The sequence below is a fragment of the Achromobacter sp. Marseille-Q4962 genome, assembly GCF_943737005.1.
Classification (GTDB): domain Bacteria; phylum Pseudomonadota; class Gammaproteobacteria; order Burkholderiales; family Burkholderiaceae_B; genus Achromobacter.
The window spans coordinates 59,164-76,915 of the sequence record NZ_CALSFU010000005.1 but is presented as its reverse complement, the minus strand read 5'-3'; the positions used below and the strand labels follow the sequence as shown (position 1 = coordinate 76,915).

Sequence of the window (17,752 nt, the reverse complement as noted above, 5' to 3'; positions counted from 1 at the left end):
ATGGTGATGGGCGGGGAAGCGGCGGCGGTCAGTCGCGCTCGCGATCAACGAGCCTGTGCCGCGCCTGCCCCAGGTGGAATTGCATGGCGATGCGGGCCCGCTCGCCGTCCTGCTCCCGGATCGCGTCCAGGATGGACGCATGCTCGTCCACCACGCGCTGCGCGCGCTGGCGCGAGCCGGTGCGGGTAAGGTTGAGCGTGAGCCGCATGAAGCCGCTGATGGACTCGTGGATGCTTTCCAGCACCCCGAGGTAGAAGTCGTTGCCGCTGGCCTCGGCGATGCTGGCATGGAACGCCAGGTCGGCCTCGGCGGAGACCTGGCCGCGCGCCAGGCTGTCGGCGAACGCTGCGTGCGCCTGCACGATTTTCTGCAACTGCTCGTCGGTGCGGCGCAGGGCCGCCAGCCGCGCGGCGTCGCCCTCCAGCGCCACCCGCACCTCCTGCGCACGCAGGTAGGCGCTGACGTTCTTCACATCGCTGAAAGTTTTCAGGCGTGGCGCGGGCTGGTGGCTGACGAAGGTGCCCAGCCCCTGGTGGGCCGTGACCAGGCCGTCGGCGCGCAGGCGCAGCAGCGCTTCGCGCACGACCGGCCGCGACACGCCGAAGCGTTCGGATATCTCGTTCTCGGAGGGCAGGCGGTCGCCCACGTTGAGGCTGCCCGAGACGATCTGCTCGAATATCTGCCCGTAGAGCTGGTCGGCCAAACGCACGCGGTGCCCGCGCTCCAGCACCAGGGCGCCGTGCTCCTGTTCGGGCGGGTGCGCCGCCCCCTGTCCCGCTTCTTCCGCTGCCGCCTTGTTCCGGACCACTGCGCCTCCTGCATGAGCTGATCGCCAACCTGCCATGGCCGCCATGGTAACGCCCGGCGGCGCACCGAGGCGGACCACGCGGTTCAGGCGCCGGCGCCTTCGCGGTCCCAGGCCGCCAGCGCGCGCGCCACCGGCGCCACCCGCTCGCGCTGCGCGGGCGCGAGCCCGGTCAGCAAGGGCAGCATGGGCCCCATGTCGGCCACGCCGGCCAGCGTCACCGCGTCGTGCAGCACGCGGATGGGGCTGACCTCGTCGCGGCAGTCTTCCAGCGGCAGGTAGCGCTGCCGCACCGCCTCCGCCTCGTCGTAGCGGCCTGCGCCCAGCAGGCGCAGCAGCCGCATGGACCCGCGCGGCGCCACGCAGACCGAGCCCGAGGTGAAGCTGCGCAGGCCGAACTCGCGCCAGTGCGCGATGGCGGGGCGCTCGCCGATGCCGCTGACGATCCAGCGCGCGTCCACCGCCTGGCGCAGCGCGGACAGGTAGGCGTCCTGCGCCGGATCGGCGCGCACCACCGCGTACTTCAGCGCCACGATGCGGCCTTCCTCGATGAGCCGGGCCACCGTGGCCGGCGCGAGATAGTCGGCGGACTTGATATACACCACCGCCGGCTTGCCGAGCGCATCGGTGAAGCGGCGGATGCCCGCCGCCAGACCCTCGTCGGTCCAGGGAAAGGACATGGGCAGCAGCATGGCCGTCGGAAAGGCGCGCGAACGCAGGATGGCCGCCTGGTCCATCATCTTGCCGTAGTCGGGGCCCACCGAGGGCAGGATCCAGGTGTCTTCGCCCGCCAGCCCGGCCAGCATGTCCACGATGCGCGCGTATTCGCTCACGCCCACGTTGTAGAAGTTGGCGTTGCCCCCGTACATGACGTTGCGCACCCCGCCCGCTTCCAGATGCGCGAGCAGCGCGCCGTTGGCCGCCTCGTTCAGGGACAGGTCTTCGTGGCGCGCCAGCGGCGGCACGGCAATGACCGAACGCTGCAGGTCCTGGGCGGTGACGGGCGTGGTTTTCATGGAAGCTCCTCTGCAAGGGACGGGCGGCTGTGCGATGGAAAAAGTATACTTGGTTGACAACCTACAACTCAATACATATATTTGTTTAACAAGTAGGCGAGCATCACGAAACAGTCCGAGCACGCGCCGGGCCCGCCCCGCGCCCTCCCGTCAAAGAGACGGCCGCCACGCGCGGGCGGCCGGCCCGATTCCCATCGCGCGAACCAGGAGACATCGTGAACAAACTCATCAACGCCATCGCCGCGGCCGGCGCCGCCGTCCTGCTTGCGGCCCCGGCGGCCCGCGCCGCCGGCTACCCCGACAAACCCGTCACCATGATCGTGCCCTTCGTGCCGGGCGGGTCTTCCGACATCACCGCACGCGCCGTCACGCCCGGCCTGTCGCAGCGGCTCGGCCAGACCTTCGTGGTCGAGAACAAGCCGGGCGCCAACAGCGCCATCGGCGCGCAGGCGCTGGCGCGCGCCACGCCCGACGGCTACACCATGATGGTGGGCTCGATCGGCACCTTCGCCATCAATGAGGCGCTGTACAAGAGCCTGGCCTATAACCCCAGCAAGGACTTCGAGTACCTGACGCAGGCGGTGCGCAATCCCAACGTGCTGGTGGCCTCGCCCGCGTTTCCCGCCAGTACCGTGGCGGAGCTGGTGGCCTATGCCAAGAAGAATCCCGGCAAGGTGTCGTACGCCTCGTCGGGCACGGGCTCATCCGACCATCTTTCCGCCGTGCTGTTCCGCCAGCGCACCGGCAGCACCGGCGTGGACGTGCCCTACCGCGGAGGCGGCGCGGCCATCGCCGACCTGATCGGCGGGCAGGTGAACGTGTCGTTCCAGAACCTGGGCGCGGTGCAGACCCACATCAAGGCGGGCAAGCTCAAGGCCCTGGCCATCACCGGCGAGTCCCGCGCGCCCGAGCTGCCCGACGTGCCCACGCTGGCCGAGGCCGGCATCAAAGACATGGTGGTGTATTCGTGGCAAGGTTTCGCCGTGCCCAGGGGCACGCCCCGGAACGTGGTGCAGAAGCTCTCCGAGGCCCTGCGCGCCACGCTCGGCGAGCCCAAGGTCAAAGCCACGCTGCAAGGGCTGGGATTCGAAGTCGTGGCCAATACGCCGCAACAGTTCGCCGCCTTCCAGCAGGCCGAGGTCAAACGCTGGAAGGACGTCATCCAGAAAAGCGGCATCCAGCTCGAATGAGGCCGCCCGCGGCGGGCGCGCCGCGTCCGCCAGCGCCCCGAAAGCGCGGATCAAGTAGCATGGTCTTTTCGCCACTCACACGCAACACACCATGACCACCAAGCATCGCATCATCCAGGTCGGCTCGCTGGCCGGCTCCCCTTCGGCCAACCAGCGCCTGGCCGAGCAGTACGACGTGTTCGAACTCTGGAAGCACCCCGACCGCAAGCAGGCCCTGGCCGAGCACGGCAAGGGCGTGACCGCCGTGGTCACCTCCGCCAACTTCGGCGCGAACGCCGAGCTCATCAACGCCCTGCCCGATCTCAAGGCCATCTGTAGCTGGGGCGTGGGCTACGAAACCATCGACGTAGCCGCGGCCAAGGCGCGCGGCATCCAGGTCAGCAACACGCCGGACGTGCTCACCGATTGCGTGGCGGACCTGGCCTGGGGGCTGCTCATCGCCGGCGCGCGCCGCATGGGCCAGGGCGAGCGCTTCGTGCGCGCGGGGCAATGGGGCCAGGTGCATGGCAGCATCCCGCTGGGCACGCGCGTCAGCGGCAAGAAGCTGGGTATCCTGGGGCTGGGCCGCATCGGCCTGGCCATCGCGCGGCGCGGCGCCGGCTTCGACATGGAAGTCCGCTACCACAACCGCAAGCCGCGCGCCGACACGGACTACGGCTACGAGGCGTCGCTCAAAGACCTGGCGCAATGGGCCGACTTCCTCGTCGTGGCCACGGTGGGCGGCGCGGGCACGCGCCACCTGGTCGACCGCGAAGTGCTCGAAGCCCTGGGCCCGCAGGGCATCATCGTGAACATCGCGCGCGGTCCCGTCATCGACGAAGCCGCGCTGGTGGCGGCGCTCGAAGCCGGCAAGCTGGGCTGCGCCGCGCTCGACGTGTTCGAGCACGAGCCCAAGGTGCCGCAGGCGCTGATCCAGAGCGACAACGCGGTGCTGCTGCCGCACATCGGCAGCGCCACGCGCGAAACCCGCATGGCCATGGAAGACCTCATGCTCGACAACCTGCGCGCGTTCTTCGAAACCGGCCGGGTCATCACGCCGGCGGAATGAGCCCGGCGCAAGGCGGGCGGCCGCCCGGATGAAAAAAGCCTCCCGGCGCCCATACCGGGAGGCTTTTCGTTTTTCGCGCCCGAGGACGCGGAAAAACCTTGCAAAGGAACGAGAACGGGCCTGCGGCCCGGGCGGCGGCTTACTTCGCCGGCGCGGCGGCGGCCGGCGCGGCGGGAGCCTGCTTGGCTCCGGCGTGCTCATGCTTGGCGGTCTTGCCGGCCTTGTGATGCTTGTGCGTCTGGGACTTCGAGGCGGAAGCCTTGGCCGTGCCCTCGGCGCCGGCTGCGAAGGCCGCCGGCGCGGCGGCCAGGCCCAGGCACAGGGCCGAGGTGGAAAGAAAAGCGGCAATGCGGGAGTGAGTCGTCATTTCATGAGCTCCTGAATACACGATGAAAGACCGGCGGGTCTTGCATCCGCAAGGCGCGGCGCCATCGCCGCACGGCCTTGTAAAGCGTTGGAGGCCGGCCGCGGCCGAAGGTTCACGCAAGCGCACTTTTTTTCCGCTGTTAACGCCTCGTCATTTCCGCGTCATCAATCCGAAAGCTCAGGCCTCGAACACCAGCAGCGCCACCGTGGCGAACAGCATGGCCGCAAAACATGCTCTCAGCTTTTTTTCAGGAAGCCGGTAGGCCAGGCGCACGCCCACCGGCACGAACAGCAGGCTGCCCAGCGCCAGCGGCAGGCCGACGAGCCAGTCGGCCTGCCCCGCCCATCCGTAAGTGGCCAGCGCGATGGTCGAGCCGGGAATCACCATCGACAGCGCGAGCGCCTGCGCCGAGGTCTGCGGCAGGCGGAAGACCGAGGTGATGATGGGCACGGCCAGCACCGCGCCGCCCACGCCGAAGAAGCCGCCCAGCGTGCCGCACAGCATGCCCAGCACGCAGGCGCGGCGCGGCGTGAACGCCGGCGCGGGGCCGGCGGCCGGCTTGCGGCGGGGCGCCTTGCCGGCGCGCCAGGTCTGCCACACATAGAACAGCGCGATGAAAAACAGGAACACCGCGAAACTCAGCCGCAGGCTGCGCGAATCGATGCCCAGCGCCAGCCGCGCGCCCACCCAGGTGAACACCACCGCGCCGGCCGCGCCCGCGGCCGCCACGCGCTTGTCGATGCGCGCCTGCTGGTTGTACTTGCGTACCGCCATCATGATGGTGGGCAGCACCATGATGAGCGCCGTGCCCTGCGCGAGCTGCTGCGACATGCCCATGAGCAGCACCAGCGACGGAATGGCGATCAGCCCTCCCCCTATGCCCAGCACCCCGCCGAGGAAACCGATCAGGCCGCCGGCGGCCAGGCATGCGGGGATGAGGTACAGACTCACGGAAAGGCTCCAGGCAAGCGCGCCGCGGCGCGCGGGTTTCGGGGTGGGGAAACGCGCCGCCCGGCGCTTGCGCGGGCGACGCGGGTTTCAGCGCAGTTTGTCCAGGGCCGCGTCCAGGCGCTCCACCGCCCAGATCTCCAGCCCTTCGACGGGCTGGCGCGGGGCGTTGGCCTTGGGAATGAGCGCCACGCTGAAACCCAGCTTGGCGGCCTCGCGCAGCCGCTCCTGCCCGCGCGGGGCCGGCCGTATCTCGCCGGCCAGCCCGACTTCGCCGAATGCGATCAGGCCGCGCGGCAGCGGCTTGTCGCGCAGCGAGGACATGATGGCGAGCAGCACGGGCAGGTCGGCGGCGGGCTCGGTGATGCGCACCCCGCCCACCGCGTTGACGAACACGTCCTGGTCGAAGGTGGACACGCCCGCATGCCGGTGCAGCACGGCCAGCAGCATGGCCAGGCGGTTGCCCTCCAGCCCCACCGTGAGGCGGCGCGGATTGGGCGCGTGCGAGCTGTCCACCAGCGCCTGGATTTCGACCAGCAGCGGACGCGTGCCTTCCTGGGTGGCCATGACGCAGGAACCGGCCACCTGCTGCTCATGCTGCGAGAGGAACAGCGCGGACGGATTGGCCACGCCGCGCAGGCCGCGGTCGGTCATGGCGAAGACGCCCAGCTCGTTGACCGCGCCGAAGCGGTTCTTGAAGGCGCGCACCAGCCGGAACGAGGAATGCGTATCGCCCTCGAAGTACAGCACCGTGTCCACGATGTGCTCCAGCACGCGCGGCCCGGCCAGCGCGCCGTCCTTGGTGACGTGGCCGATCATGACGATGGCGATGCCGGTCTGCTTGGCCAGCCGGGTGAGCTGCGCGGCGCACTCGCGCACCTGCGACACCGAGCCCGGCGCCGAGCTCAGTTCGCCGCTGTAGAGCGTCTGGATGGAGTCGATGACGGCCACCGCCGGCTTCTGCCGCGACACCGCGGCCTGGATGGATTCCAGCCGGATTTCCGCCAGCAGGTCCACGTTGCCCGTCTGCAGGCCCAGCCTGCGCGCACGCAGCGCCACCTGCTCGGCCGATTCTTCGCCGGTGACGTAAAGCACCTTGGTCGAGGCCGACAGCGAGGCCAGCGCCTGCAAGAGCAGCGTGGACTTGCCTATGCCCGGATCGCCGCCGATGAGCACCACGGCGCCGGCCACCAGGCCGCCGCCCAGCACCCGGTCGAACTCGTCCAGGCCCGTGGGCTGACGCGGTGTTTCGCGCGCCTCGATCTCGGACAGGCTGCGCACCGAGCTGGAAGACGCCAGCGGAGCGTAGCGGTGGGCGCCGCCCGCGGCCTGCGCAGGCGCCTCCACGGTTTCCTCGAGGGTATTCCAGGCATTGCAGTGCGGGCACTTGCCCTGCCACTTGGGCGTGGTGCCGCCGCATTCGGCGCACACATAGACGGTTCGGGTTTTGGCCATGCGCGGAAGTTTACCGGCAAAAAAAGCTGCCGGATTCCGCGCCGATCGCGCATAATCATTCATCGGATCACGCGCACCGCGGCAGCCTTTCTGCTCGGACTCCAGGAGCATGCGCATGAGCACTGCCTACCGCCCCCCTTTCGACGAAGACGACGAACTGGACCGGCGCGGCCTCTATCGCAACCGTGGCGCGGGCCGCGGGTCGCCGGACGCCGCGGGTTCCCCGGCCTGGCACGCCGGGCCGGGCTGGCACCCGGGCTGGGCCGCCGCGGCATGCCTGGCGCTGGCCGCCGGCATGTTCGCATGGACGGACGCGCTCGAGGAGCGGCTCGCCAATCCGCCGCGCCCGCGCGCGCCCATCGCCGCGCAGCCCGACCCCGCCGAACCGGCCGCCGCGCCCCCACCCGCTTCCATGCCTGCTGCCGCGCCCGCCGGCGCGCAGGTTCCGCCGCAGCCCGCGGCCGGGCCGGCCGCCGACGCGCCGCCGGTAACGGATACCGCCCCGGAAGCCGCCTCCGACGAGCGCATCGACGAGCTGGTCGGGCGCATCCGCGGGTTCATGCAGAACGACCAGGTCGAAGACGCCCGCGAGGCCCTGCAGGAGCTGCGCGAGCTGGCTCCCGACTATGGGCTACCCGACGATCTGGAAGAGCTTGCCGGCCGGCAGCCGGCCTGAACCGCCGCCGGCGCCGCGCCCGCTTCGCGGCGGGCAATCGGCGGGCGCGGACCGGGGCGCCGGGCGGCTTCTTGCTAACATACCCGCCATGAGCCCGAGCTTTCACCACCGCAATCTCCCGCACCTGTTGCTGTACGCGCGCGAAACCCTGATGGCGCATTTCCGTCCCGTGCTGCACGCGGCCGGCGTGACCGAACAGCAATGGCGCATCCTGCGCACGCTCAGCGAAACGGGTTCCATGGAACCGAACCAGATCGCCCGCACCTGTCAGATTCTCAGCCCCAGCCTCACGCGCATGCTGGCGGGCATGGAAGAACAGGGCCTGATCCGGCGCGCGCGCTCCAGCGCCGATCAGCGCCGCCAGGAAATTTCGCTCACGCCCAAGAGCGCCCGGCTCATCGACCGCATGCGCCCTCAGGTCGACGCCAAGTACCAGGAGCTCGAGGCCAAGATCGGCAAGGAACTGCTCGACCGCCTCTACCAGGACGTGGACGCCATGGTGGAGCTCATCAAGCGGCCCTGAGGCGCCTCAACGCACGGGCAGCACGGCGTTGATCTGGCCCGTGCCGGAACTGCAGAAGTAATCGGTGATGATCTCGGCGGGCTGGTCGTAGCCGTCCCAGCCCAGCAGCCCCAGCAGCATGGCGGTGTCGTGCATGCCGCCCTCCCCTTCGCACAGGCGCGCATACTCGGGCAGCATGGCGCAGAAATCCTTCCAGTTGCCGGCGCGCCAGAGATCCACCACCCGCAGGTCCACCTGGCGGAAGAATTCGCGGCTGATGCGGTGGATGGCGGCCTCGTCGCTGCCGTTGTCGTTGAAGCGGTGCGACAGCGAGCCGCTGGCGAGCACCGCCACGCGCTCTTCGCCCGCCTCGATGGCCTCGCGCAGCGCCGCGCCGAAGCGGCGGCTGTCTTCCAGCGCATGCCAGGCGCACCATGCGGCCACCGACACCACCTTGAAGCGCCCGTCGGCGTTCATGTAGCGCATCGGCACCAGCGTGCCGTATTCCAGCTCCAGGCTGGCGATCTCGTGGGCGCGCGTGCCCACGCCCGCCGCGCTGGCGGACTCGGCGATACGCCGCCCCAGCGCGGGATTGCCCGGGTAGGCGTAACGCATATCCTTGATGAAATGCGGCAGCTCGTTGCTGGTGTAGCAGCCCTCGAACCGCGGGCTGCAGTTGACGTGGTAGCCCGCATTGACCAGCCAGTGCACGTCCAGCACGACGATGGTGTCCACCTCCAGTTCGCGGCAGCGGCGGCCGATCTCCCGGTGCCCCTGGATGGCCGCCTCGCGGCACCCGTGATGAGAGCCGGGCAGTTCGGACAGATACATGGACGGCACATGCGTTACTTTTGCCGCCAGTGCGAGCTGGGTCATGATGTCGTCTCCTCGCCGGGCCTGACCTGGCCGGTCCGGGATTGCGGCCCCGGTTTTTAGTTAACGAGTTAACATTATACGGGCGCACCCGCAAAGTCAACGGCGAGAAACCCCAGGGGCGACGGCGGCGGCCACCGGGAACGCGCCCGCCGCCTCGATATCCATGGGCACGGGCGGAAGAATGGCGCCGGACCCGGGCACCCTCAGCCCCTGCCCGGCGCGCAGCACGGCGCGTCCCAGGTTCCACCAGTGGCCGCCCGTGACCTCCACCTCGCCGGACGCCACCGCGACCAGCACGCCGTCCGCGTCGCGGCGCACGGCGAAAACGGTGCCTGTGACCCTGACGTCGCCGGCGCCGGCGCGCACCAGGAACGGCCGCTCAGGATCGGGCGCAACGCTGAAACGGATTCCGCCCGCCTCCAGATCGACCTCGCGCCGGTCGCCATACAGCCTCACGAGCGCCTTGGCGCCCGCGCGCAGGTCCAGCAGGCTGCCGTCGGGCAAGGACGCCTGGCGGCGCTCCTGGGGGCCGGTTTCCAGCATGGCTTCGTAGTCCGGTTCGCCCTTGGGCCTGGCATGCCAGGCCAGCCCCGCCGCAATGGCGGCCACGGCGCAGCCGGCGGCCAACGCCATGCGCCACGCCGGCGCGCGCCCGCCTGCCCCGGGCGGCGTCGCCCGGCCGATCAGCGCGCCGGCCGCGCGGCGCAGCTTGCGCAGGCGATCGCGCGCGACGGCGCGAAAACCGGGAGCCAGGGGAGGTTTGCGGTCGGCGGACATGGCGGCTGGAGGATTTCCGCAGGGATCCGCGCCGGGCTGCCGCCGGCCGGCGCGCTCCGGCCGGCGGCAGCCCGGCTCAGGAGCGCCCGCCCAGGCTGCCGCCGCCGTCCACGCCCAGCACCTGCCCTGTGATGAAACCCGCTTCGTCGGACAGCAGGAAGGCGATGGCGGCGGCCACCTCGGCCGGCGTGCCGACGCGTTTCATGGGCACCGAGGCCAGGGCGCGTTTTTCTTCTTCGCTGCCGACCGGTCGCGTGGCGCGGAACATCTCGGTTTCGATGGGGCCGGGCGCCACGGCATTGACGGTGACCCCGTATTCGGCGAGCTCCAGCGCCCAGGTGCGGGTGCAGCCCACCAGCGCGCTCTTGGCCGCCGAATAGGCGGTGCGGTCCAGCCCGCCGTGGATGGCGCGGCTGCACACGTTGACGATGCGGCCGGCGCGGCGCACTTTCATGGACTCCACGAAGGCCTGCGTGACCTGCACCGCCACGCGCACGTTCAGGTCCAGCACGTTGTAGAGCGTGGCCAGGTCGATCTCGCCCAGGGGCTGCGGCTTCACGATGCCCACGTTGTTGACCACGGCATCGACGGGGAATTTGTCGCGGATCTCGCGCAGCACTTCTTCGGTGCGGCCGGCGTCGGCCAGGTCACAGGCATACAGGTAGCCCGGGAAATCCACGTCCGTCGTGTTGCGCGCGATGCCGACCACATGGCAGCCCATGTCGGACAGGCGCTGAGCTAGCGCCCAGCCTATGCCCTTGGTGGCGCCGGTGATGAGCACGCATTTGTCCTTCATGGATGGGAACCTCTCTCGATGTGAGTGAAAAACGGACGCCGGGCGCCCGATACCGCAAGTAGACACCAAGGCGCGCCGGCTGTCTGCAAAGCCGGGGCCGGATGTGCGCGGTGCGAACAGGCCCGGCGGACCCGGCCGGACACGCCCTAGCCTTCGCGGGTGACGGGCACGCGCGGGGCCAGCGCGCACAGCAGCTCGTAGCCGATGGTGCCCGCGGCCTGCGCCACCTCGTCCACCGAGGGGCCGTCTTCGCCCCACAGCGAAACGGGCGCGCCCACGCCGGCGGCGGGGACGGGGTCGAGGTCGACGATGAGCATGTCCATGGAGACGCGGCCCACCAGGCGCGTGCGCACCCCCGCCACCACCACCGGCGCGCCCGTCGTGGCATGCCGCGGGTAGCCGTCGGCATAGCCGCAGGCCACCACGCCCACGCGCATGGCGCGCTCGGTGCGAAAAATGGCGCCGTAGCCGACCGAGTCGCCGGGCCGCAGTTCCTGCACGGCGATGATCTCGGAACGCAGCGACATGGCGGGCCGCAGCCCGAACGAAGCCGCGTCGGCGTCGGCGAACGGCGAAGCGCCGTAAAGACAGATGCCGGGCCGCACCCAGTGAGGCGGCGTGCCCGGGCCGATGGCGATGTCGGCAAAGCGCAGCGTGGCAGCGGAATTGCAGACACTGACCGGACCCGGCAGGCGATGCGTCACGGAATTGAACACCGCGAGCTGCTCGTGCACGCCCTGCGGCCCGTCGGCGCAGGCGAAGTGGGTCATCTTGCCCACCGAGGCCAGCACGCCCTGGCTTTGCAGCAGCATGGCGCGCTCGTGGGCGGCGGCGTAAGACGCGGGGCTGAAGCCCAGCCGGTTCATGCCGGAATTGAGCTTGAGCATGATGTCCACGCGGCGCGACAGGCGCGCGCGGGCGAGCATGTCGAGCTGCTCGCGGTTGTGCACCGTGGTGCTCAGGTGGTAGCGGTCGATGATGTCGAGGTCGGCCGGCTCGAAAAAGCCCTCGAGCAGCAGGATGGGGCCGCCCCACCCCGCCTCGCGGCAGCGCACGGCCTCGTCGAGGTCGAGCATGGCCAGGCCCTGGGCGGACGAGAACCCCGCCACCGCCTGCTCGATGCCGTGTCCGTAGGCGTTGGCCTTGATGACGGCCCAGATGGAGGGAGGCACGCCGCCCGCCGCGGCGGCGGAGCGCTCGAGGTGGGCCCGGACGGTGGACAGGTTGTAAGCAAGCGCGGAAACGGAAACGGAGGCTGAAATCGGGCGGGGCATGGTGTGCGATCCTGTGGCGACTAAGTCTAACTGATCGCTGCCGTCCACGGCAGCGGGGGCATGACGAAAGCGTCCTCTAAAATGTGCCGGCAACCCGGTCTTGCGCCCCGGCCCCGTATTCCGCCTATGCCCGTCGATCACTACGAGAACTTTCCCGTCGCCTCGCTGCTCCTGCCGCGCAGGCTGCGCGCCGCCGTGACCGATATCTACCGCTTCGCCCGCGCGGCGGACGATGTCGCCGACGAAGGTCCGGCCTCGGACGAGGAGCGGCTGCGCCAGCTCGCGGAATTCCGCGCCGAACTGCACCGCATCGGCGCGGAGCCCGGGGGCCGGCCGGCTCCCGGCTCGCCCGCGCTGGCCGGCATCTTCGCCCCCCTGGCGACCACCATCGCGCGTCACCAGCTTCCCATCGCGCCCTTCTACGACCTGCTGTCGGCGTTCGAACAGGACATCGTGGTCAAGCGCTACGAAGACTACGACGCGCTGGCCGACTACTGTACGCGCTCGGCCAACCCGGTCGGCCGCCTGATGCTGCATCTGTTCCAGGCGGCCACGCCCGAAAATATCGAACTGTCCGACGCCATCTGCACCGGCCTGCAGCTCGTGAATTTCTGGCAGGACGTGCGCGTGGACTGGCGCAAGCAGCGCGTCTACCTGCCGCAGCAAGACCTGCGCCGCCACGGCGTCACCGAAGAAGACCTGGCGGCCTGCCGCCTGACGCCGGGCTGGCGCGAGCTCATGGCGTTCGAGATCGGCCGCGCCCGCGCGCTGCTAAACTTCGGCGCTCCGCTGGCGCGCCGCCTGCCCGGGCGCATCGGCCTCGAATTGCGGCTGGTGGTGCAGGGCGGCCTGCGCGTGCTCGAGCGCATCGAGCGCGGCGGCTACGATGTATTCATGAACCGCCCCGAACTGGGCGCCAAAGACTGGGCCGTCATGCTGTGGCGCTCCCTCCGACAACGGCCCTGACCCGATATGACCCCTGACGAGTACTGCCAGGACAAAGCCGCCCGCAGCGGCTCCAGCTTCTACTATTCGTTTCTGTTCCTGCCGCCCGAGCGCAGGCGCGCCATCACGGCCCTGTATGCCTTCTGCCGCGAGGTGGACGACGTGGTGGACGAGTGCACCGACCCGTCGCTGGCGCGCATCAAGCTCGCCTGGTGGCGCACCCAGGTCGACCAGATGTTCGACGGCCGGCCCGACCACCCCGTCACGCGCGCCCTGCAGCCGCACCTGGCGCCCTGCGGCATCACGCGGGAGCGGCTGCTGGCGGTGATCGAGGGCATGGAAATGGACCTCGACCAGACCCGCTACCTGGACTGGCCCGGCCTGCGCAAATACTGCTGGCACGCGGCCGGCGTGGTGGGCGAGCTGTCGGCCGGGATCTTCGGCTACACCGATCCCCGCACGCTGCAGTATGCCGAGAAACTGGGCCTGGCCTTCCAGATGACGAACATCATTCGCGACGTGGGCGACGACGCGCGGCGCGGACGCATCTACATCCCGGTCAACGACATGCAGCAATTCGATGTGAAGGCGGCCGACATCATCAACGGCCGATACTCGGAACGTTTTGCGGCGCTCATGCGCTTCCAGGCCGAGCGGACGCGGACGCTCTACCGCGAGGCCATGCAGCTCCTGCCCGAGGCCGACCGCCGCGCCCAGCGGCCCGGCCTGATGATGGCGGCCATCTACCATGCCCTGCTCGACGAAATCGAGCGCGACGGCTGGCAGGTGCTGCACCAGCGCATTTCCCTCACGCCGCTGCGCAAGCTCTGGCTGGCCTGGAAGACCTGGGTGGGCGGCGGGCGCGGCCTGGTCCGCAGGCTGTCGCGATGAAAGCCGCCGTCATCGGCGCCGGCTGGGCCGGCCTGGCCGCCAGCGTCGCCCTGCGCGAAGCCGGCGCGAAAGTCACCGTGTTCGAAGCCGGGCACACCCCCGGCGGGCGCGCCCGCCGCGTGTTCACCGGCGGATTCGACGCGCCCCTGGACAACGGCCAGCACCTGCTTTGCGGCGCCTACCGCCGCACGCTGGCGGTCATGCGGCGGGTCGGCCGCAATCCCGACGCGCTGCTCATGCGCCGGCCGCTGCGGCTGGCCAGCCTGGACGGGCGCTTCCGCCTGTCGGCCCCGCGCCTGCCCGCTCCCCTGCACCTGGCCGCCGCCGCGCTGGGCGCGCGCGGCCTGTCCTGGAACGAGCGCCTGTCGATGCTGCGCCTGATGCGCGGACTCAAACGCATGGGCTGGGCCGCGCCGCGCGAATGGACGGTGGCGCAGCTCATGCAGTATCACGCGCAGCCCGAAGGCCTCGTCCGCCAGGTGTGGGAGCCGATCTGCCTGGCGGCGCTGAACACCCCGGTCGCCGCCGCCAGCGCCGCGCTGTTCGCGCACGTGCTGCGCGACAGCCTGGCGGGCAAGCGCGAGCACAGCGACCTGCTGCTGCCCTGCACCGACCTTTCCGCCCTGTGGCCGGACGCGGCCGCGCGCCAGGTCACGATGCGCTACGGCAGCACCGTGCGGCAATTGCGTCCGTCGGCCGACGGCATCGACATCAACCAGGAGCGTTTCGACGCGGCGGTGCTGGCCATCCAGCCGGCGCACGCGGCGCGGCTGCTGGCCGGTCCGTTGCGCGAGGCGGGCGCCGAGGGCCTGCTGGCCGCGCTCAAGTCTTTCGAGTACCAGCCCATCGCCACGCTGAACCTGCGGCTGTCGGCGCCGTGGCGCTTGCCCGAGCCCATGATGATGCTGCGCGAAGACCACGCCCGGGGCCATCTCGGCCAATGGGTATTCGATCGCGCCCAGATCCTGGGCGACGCCAAGGCCGGCGAGCTGGCGGTCGTGGTGAGCGCGGCGGCCGGCATCGCCGAGACCCAGCGCCCCCAGGTCATCGAGGCGCTGGCCGACCAGGTGGCCGAGCAGGCGTCGGCGCATCCGGCTCGCCTGCCCCCCATGCCTGAGCCGTCGGCGGCCGAGCTGTTCATCGAAAAACGCGCCACCTTCGCGGCGGTGCCGGGCCTGAGCCGCCCGCTGAACACCACGCCCTGGCCCACCCTGGCGCTCGCGGGCGACTGGACCGACACGGGCTACCCCGGCGTGCTGGAAGGCGCGGTCGCGAGCGGGCTGCAGGCCGCTCGCGTGCTCAATCCGCGCGCGCAGGCCCCGCAACCGTAAGGCCCGCCGACGCGCCCTGGCGCAGCCGCGCCGCAATGGCCAGGCCCGTGTCCAGGAAATGCAGCGGAACCCGCGCGGGCCGGGCCGGCGCCGCGCTCAGGCCGCGCCGTGCCGCTTGAGCCGGAATGCGAAAGCCAGCAGCAGCGCGCCGAAAAAGAGCGCATACAGCCCGATGACCCACACCACCGCCAGCGCGCCCGCGCCGGGCTGCGCCAGCAGCATCAGGCCGAACACCACGGATATCACGCCCGACAGCGCCACCAGCCATTCGTTGCGCATTTCCTTGCGAAAGCGCACCGCCGCGACGATCTGGAACACGCCCGACACCAGCGCCCAGAAAGCAATGATGTAGAGCAGAACCAGGGCCGTGAGCCCCGGCCACAGGAACGTGGCCACGCCGGCCGCCACGCCCAGCACGCCCACCACCACCAGCGCCCACAGCGGCTTGCCCTGCTCGCGGATGCGCAGGCCGGCCACCAGCGCCAGCACGCCGTCGGCCAGGGCGAACGCGCCCCAGACCAGCACCAGCGCGGACAGCGTGATGCCCGGCATGGCCATGGCCATCAGTCCGAACAGGATGGCGATCACGCCGCGCAAGGCTATCCAGCCCCAGTGGCGGCCCATGGAATTGACGGCGTCTTGGTCGAGCATGGCAACCTCCGGCATCGGTAACGGTGACCTATGTTATCCCCGAGTCGCCGGATCGCGCCACGCGGCCGCCCGGCGCGCGCGGACGCCGGCGGCCGCGGCGCGCCGAAACCGCCTGAAATTTCTGCGCGCCGCGGCCGCGGCTTCACACATAAGAGTCATTCTCATTAAATGCTAGAATCCGCCGCTTGCAGACCCCTACTCCATGGACAACCAGACTCCCACCCGGCGGCGCGCTTATTGGCTCAAGACGCTGCACCAATGGCATTGGATCAGCTCGGCCCTGTGCCTGCTGGGCATGCTGCTGTTCGCGGTAACGGGGCTCACGCTCAACAACGCCTCGCATATCGAGTCCAAGCCCCGGGTCACGCACCGCCAGGCGCGCCTGCCCGAGACGCAGCTACAGCGGCTGCAGGCGCCTCCTCCCTCCAAAAAGACTCCGCTGCCGGCGGAAGTGGCGCTATGGCTCGACGGCGAACTCGGCGCCGACTCCGCCGGCCGCCCGGCCGAATGGTCGGCCGACGAGATCTACGTTTCGATGCCCCGCGCGGGCGGCGACGCCTGGCTTTCCATCGACCTCGCCAGCGGCGACGTCGAATACGAGCGCACCGACCGCGGCTGGATCTCCTACCTGAACGACCTCCACAAGGGCCGCAACACCGGCGCGGCCTGGAGCTGGTTCCTGGATGTCTTCGCCGTGGCCTGTCTGGTCTTTTCCCTGACCGGGCTGCTGCTGCTCAAGATGCACGCGGGCAACCGCGCCGCTACCTGGCCCATGGTGGGGCTGGGGGTGGTGATTCCCGTGGTGCTCGCCTTGATCTTCATTCATTGAACCCGCGATCCGCCCTGGAGACCTCCATGCGCAAACTGCTGTTGCCGGCCCTGCTCGCCGGCGCCATCCTCCGGACGGCCCACGCCGCCGACCTGAATCTCTCCGTCGAAATCCCGCGCCTGGACGTGGCGGAGTACCACCGCCCCTACGTGGCCATCTGGATCGAGAACCCCGACCAGAGCGTGGCCACCGATCTCGCGGTCTGGTACGACGTGGCCAAGAAGAACAACGAAGGCACCGAGTGGCTCAAGGACATGCGCCAATGGTGGCGGCGCAGCGGCCGCAACCAGCAGTTCCCGGTGGACGGCGTGAGCGGCGCGACCAAGCCCGCCGGCAGGCACGCCCTGGCCTTCCAGTCGTCCGCCAAGCCGCTGTCCGCCCTCAAGCCCGGCAAGTACGCGGTCGTGATCGAAGCCGCGCGCGAAGTGGGCGGCCGCGAACTCCTGCGCATCCCGTTCGAATGGCCGCCGCAGAAGGCCGAGACGCTGGGCGCGCAAGGCGAACACGAACTGGGCGCCATCGCCCTCGACCTCAAACCCTGAACCCACGACGGGAGCGCTATATGAAATCCGCCCTGAAACTCGCCGCCGCCCTGGCGCTGGCCCTGCCCTTCGCCTCGCAGGCGCACGACACCTGGATGGTGCCGTCCTCCACCGTGCTGTCCGGCGTCGACAGCTGGATCACCGTGGACGCCGCCGTGGGCAACGACAAGTTCTATTTCAACCACGCCCCGCTGCGGCTGGACGGCCTGGCCGTGACGGCGCCCGACGGCAGCGCCGCCGAAGCCGAGAACGTCAACCGCGGCAAGCTGCGCAGCACCTTCGACCTGCAGTTGAAGCAGAGCGGCACCTACCGCGTCGCCGTGGTCAACGAAGGCGTGTTCGCCCGCTGGAAGGAAGACGGCAAGCCCAAGCGCTATTTCGGCAAGCCCGAGGGCCTGGAGAAGGCCCTGCCGGCCAAGGCCGACGACCTCGAAGTCTCGCAGAGCGCGGGACGCGTGGAAACCTTCGTCACGGCCGGCAAGCCCACCCCGGTCAAGCCCGTGGGACGCGGCCTGGAGCTGGCGCCCGTCACGCATCCCAACGACCTGTACGCCGGCGAGGAAGCCACCTTCCAGTTCCTGCTGGACGGCCAGCCCGCGGCCGACCTGGGCGTCACCGTGGTGCCCGGCGGCAGCCGCTACCGCGACAAGATCGGCGAAATCGAGCTCAAGACGGACAAGAACGGCAAGTTCTCGGTGAAATGGCCGCAGCCGGGCCTGTACTGGGTGGAAGCGCGCGCCGAAGACGCCAAGGTGAGCGTGCCCAAGGCGACCAAGCGCCGCCTGTCCTACTCCGGCACGCTCGAAGTGCTGCAGCCCTGAGGCGCGACGCGA

General features: G+C 70.2%; 20 protein-coding genes. 10 read left to right on the top strand and 10 right to left on the bottom strand.

Going from position 1 to position 17,752, the window contains the following annotated elements:
• Nucleotides 1–28 precede the first annotated feature (28 nt).
• Nucleotides 29–844 carry a FadR/GntR family transcriptional regulator gene (locus tag NGJ44_RS05605; RefSeq protein WP_251863352.1) on the bottom strand — a complete coding sequence of 272 codons (816 nt, stop codon included), beginning with the start codon at nucleotides 842–844 and terminating at the stop codon, nucleotides 29–31.
• Nucleotides 845–891: 47 nt separating this feature from the next.
• Nucleotides 892–1,821 (bottom strand): dihydrodipicolinate synthase family protein, encoded by a 930-nt coding sequence (locus NGJ44_RS05600; protein WP_251863351.1) that lies wholly within the window; start codon nucleotides 1,819–1,821, stop codon nucleotides 892–894.
• Nucleotides 1,822–2,036: 215 nt separating this feature from the next.
• Between NGJ44_RS05600 and NGJ44_RS05595 the strand changes: the two genes are divergently transcribed.
• Together NGJ44_RS05595 and NGJ44_RS05590 are read left to right on the top strand one after the other, a co-directional pair.
• Nucleotides 2,037–3,011, top strand: a complete 975-nt coding sequence (locus tag NGJ44_RS05595; RefSeq protein ID WP_053246642.1) for a Bug family tripartite tricarboxylate transporter substrate binding protein — start codon at nucleotides 2,037–2,039, stop codon at nucleotides 3,009–3,011.
• Nucleotides 3,012–3,102: 91 nt separating this feature from the next.
• Nucleotides 3,103–4,059: a 2-hydroxyacid dehydrogenase gene (locus NGJ44_RS05590; RefSeq protein WP_053246643.1), complete on the top strand. Its 957-nt coding sequence runs from the start codon at nucleotides 3,103–3,105 to the stop codon at nucleotides 4,057–4,059.
• A gap of 139 nt (nucleotides 4,060–4,198) precedes the next feature.
• On the opposite strand, the gene NGJ44_RS05585 is transcribed toward NGJ44_RS05590, so the two are convergent.
• From NGJ44_RS05585 to radA, 3 genes are all read right to left on the bottom strand, one after another.
• Nucleotides 4,199–4,426, bottom strand: coding sequence for a hypothetical protein (locus tag NGJ44_RS05585; RefSeq protein ID WP_251863350.1), 228 nt, complete (start codon nucleotides 4,424–4,426; stop codon nucleotides 4,199–4,201).
• A 177-nt stretch (nucleotides 4,427–4,603) separates the two neighbouring features.
• Complete coding sequence (locus NGJ44_RS05580; protein WP_251863349.1) at nucleotides 4,604–5,377, bottom strand: sulfite exporter TauE/SafE family protein; 774 nt, start codon at nucleotides 5,375–5,377, stop codon at nucleotides 4,604–4,606.
• Nucleotides 5,378–5,464: 87 nt separating this feature from the next.
• The gene (radA, locus tag NGJ44_RS05575; RefSeq protein WP_251863348.1) at nucleotides 5,465–6,829 is read right to left on the bottom strand and encodes a DNA repair protein RadA; all 1,365 of its coding nucleotides are present in this window, start codon (nucleotides 6,827–6,829) and stop codon (nucleotides 5,465–5,467) included.
• 115 nt (nucleotides 6,830–6,944) lie between these two features.
• On the opposite strand from radA, the gene NGJ44_RS05570 reads away from it, so the two are divergent.
• Both NGJ44_RS05570 and hpaR read left to right on the top strand, forming a co-directional pair.
• The gene (locus NGJ44_RS05570; protein ID WP_251863347.1) at nucleotides 6,945–7,505 is read left to right on the top strand and encodes a hypothetical protein; all 561 of its coding nucleotides are present in this window, start codon (nucleotides 6,945–6,947) and stop codon (nucleotides 7,503–7,505) included.
• A gap of 88 nt (nucleotides 7,506–7,593) precedes the next feature.
• Nucleotides 7,594–8,028 carry a homoprotocatechuate degradation operon regulator HpaR gene (hpaR, locus tag NGJ44_RS05565; RefSeq protein WP_251863346.1) on the top strand — a complete coding sequence of 145 codons (435 nt, stop codon included), beginning with the start codon at nucleotides 7,594–7,596 and terminating at the stop codon, nucleotides 8,026–8,028.
• A 6-nt stretch (nucleotides 8,029–8,034) separates the two neighbouring features.
• On the opposite strand, the gene hpaD is transcribed toward hpaR, so the two are convergent.
• The 4 genes from hpaD to alr all read right to left on the bottom strand — a co-directional run bounded on the left by hpaD (nucleotide 8,035) and on the right by alr (nucleotide 11,730).
• Nucleotides 8,035–8,883 carry a 3,4-dihydroxyphenylacetate 2,3-dioxygenase gene (hpaD, locus tag NGJ44_RS05560; RefSeq protein ID WP_251863345.1) on the bottom strand — a complete coding sequence of 283 codons (849 nt, stop codon included), beginning with the start codon at nucleotides 8,881–8,883 and terminating at the stop codon, nucleotides 8,035–8,037.
• Nucleotides 8,884–8,979: 96 nt separating this feature from the next.
• Nucleotides 8,980–9,660, bottom strand: a complete 681-nt coding sequence (locus tag NGJ44_RS05555; RefSeq protein ID WP_251863344.1) for a FecR family protein — start codon at nucleotides 9,658–9,660, stop codon at nucleotides 8,980–8,982.
• Nucleotides 9,661–9,736: 76 nt separating this feature from the next.
• Nucleotides 9,737–10,456, bottom strand: a complete 720-nt coding sequence (locus NGJ44_RS05550) for an SDR family oxidoreductase (protein ID WP_251863343.1) — start codon at nucleotides 10,454–10,456, stop codon at nucleotides 9,737–9,739.
• A 146-nt stretch (nucleotides 10,457–10,602) separates the two neighbouring features.
• Nucleotides 10,603–11,730, bottom strand: a complete 1,128-nt coding sequence (gene alr / locus NGJ44_RS05545) for an alanine racemase (protein WP_251863342.1) — start codon at nucleotides 11,728–11,730, stop codon at nucleotides 10,603–10,605.
• Between the two features lie 126 nt (nucleotides 11,731–11,856).
• Here alr and hpnC point away from each other — a divergent pair, with 126 nt between their 5' ends.
• The 3 genes from hpnC to hpnE are packed head-to-tail and all read left to right on the top strand — an operon-like array spanning nucleotide 11,857 to nucleotide 14,897.
• Nucleotides 11,857–12,696: a squalene synthase HpnC gene (gene hpnC / locus NGJ44_RS05540; RefSeq protein ID WP_251863341.1), complete on the top strand. Its 840-nt coding sequence runs from the start codon at nucleotides 11,857–11,859 to the stop codon at nucleotides 12,694–12,696.
• A gap of 6 nt (nucleotides 12,697–12,702) precedes the next feature.
• A complete protein-coding gene (hpnD, locus tag NGJ44_RS05535; protein ID WP_053246774.1) occupies nucleotides 12,703–13,566 on the top strand; it encodes a presqualene diphosphate synthase HpnD in 864 nt (287 codons plus the stop codon).
• On the top strand, nucleotides 13,563–14,897 hold the full coding sequence (gene hpnE, locus NGJ44_RS05530; RefSeq protein ID WP_251863340.1) for a hydroxysqualene dehydroxylase HpnE: 1,335 nt from the start codon (nucleotides 13,563–13,565) through the stop codon (nucleotides 14,895–14,897). Before hpnD ends, hpnE begins: the two co-directional genes overlap by 4 nt.
• Nucleotides 14,898–14,993: 96 nt before the next feature.
• On the opposite strand, the gene NGJ44_RS05525 is transcribed toward hpnE, so the two are convergent.
• Nucleotides 14,994–15,548 (bottom strand): HdeD family acid-resistance protein, encoded by a 555-nt coding sequence (locus tag NGJ44_RS05525; protein ID WP_251863339.1) that lies wholly within the window; start codon nucleotides 15,546–15,548, stop codon nucleotides 14,994–14,996.
• A gap of 202 nt (nucleotides 15,549–15,750) precedes the next feature.
• Here NGJ44_RS05525 and NGJ44_RS05520 point away from each other — a divergent pair, with 202 nt between their 5' ends.
• From NGJ44_RS05520 to NGJ44_RS05510, 3 genes are read left to right on the top strand one after another with little or no spacing between them, the layout of a single operon-like run.
• Complete coding sequence (locus NGJ44_RS05520; protein WP_251863338.1) at nucleotides 15,751–16,377, top strand: PepSY-associated TM helix domain-containing protein; 627 nt, start codon at nucleotides 15,751–15,753, stop codon at nucleotides 16,375–16,377.
• 26 nt (nucleotides 16,378–16,403) lie between these two features.
• Entirely contained in the window at nucleotides 16,404–16,919 is a 516-nt protein-coding gene (locus NGJ44_RS05515; protein ID WP_251863337.1) for a DUF2271 domain-containing protein, read from the top strand.
• A gap of 20 nt (nucleotides 16,920–16,939) precedes the next feature.
• Entirely contained in the window at nucleotides 16,940–17,740 is an 801-nt protein-coding gene (locus NGJ44_RS05510; protein ID WP_251863336.1) for a DUF4198 domain-containing protein, read from the top strand.
• The last annotated feature ends 12 nt before the right edge of the window (nucleotides 17,741–17,752 follow it).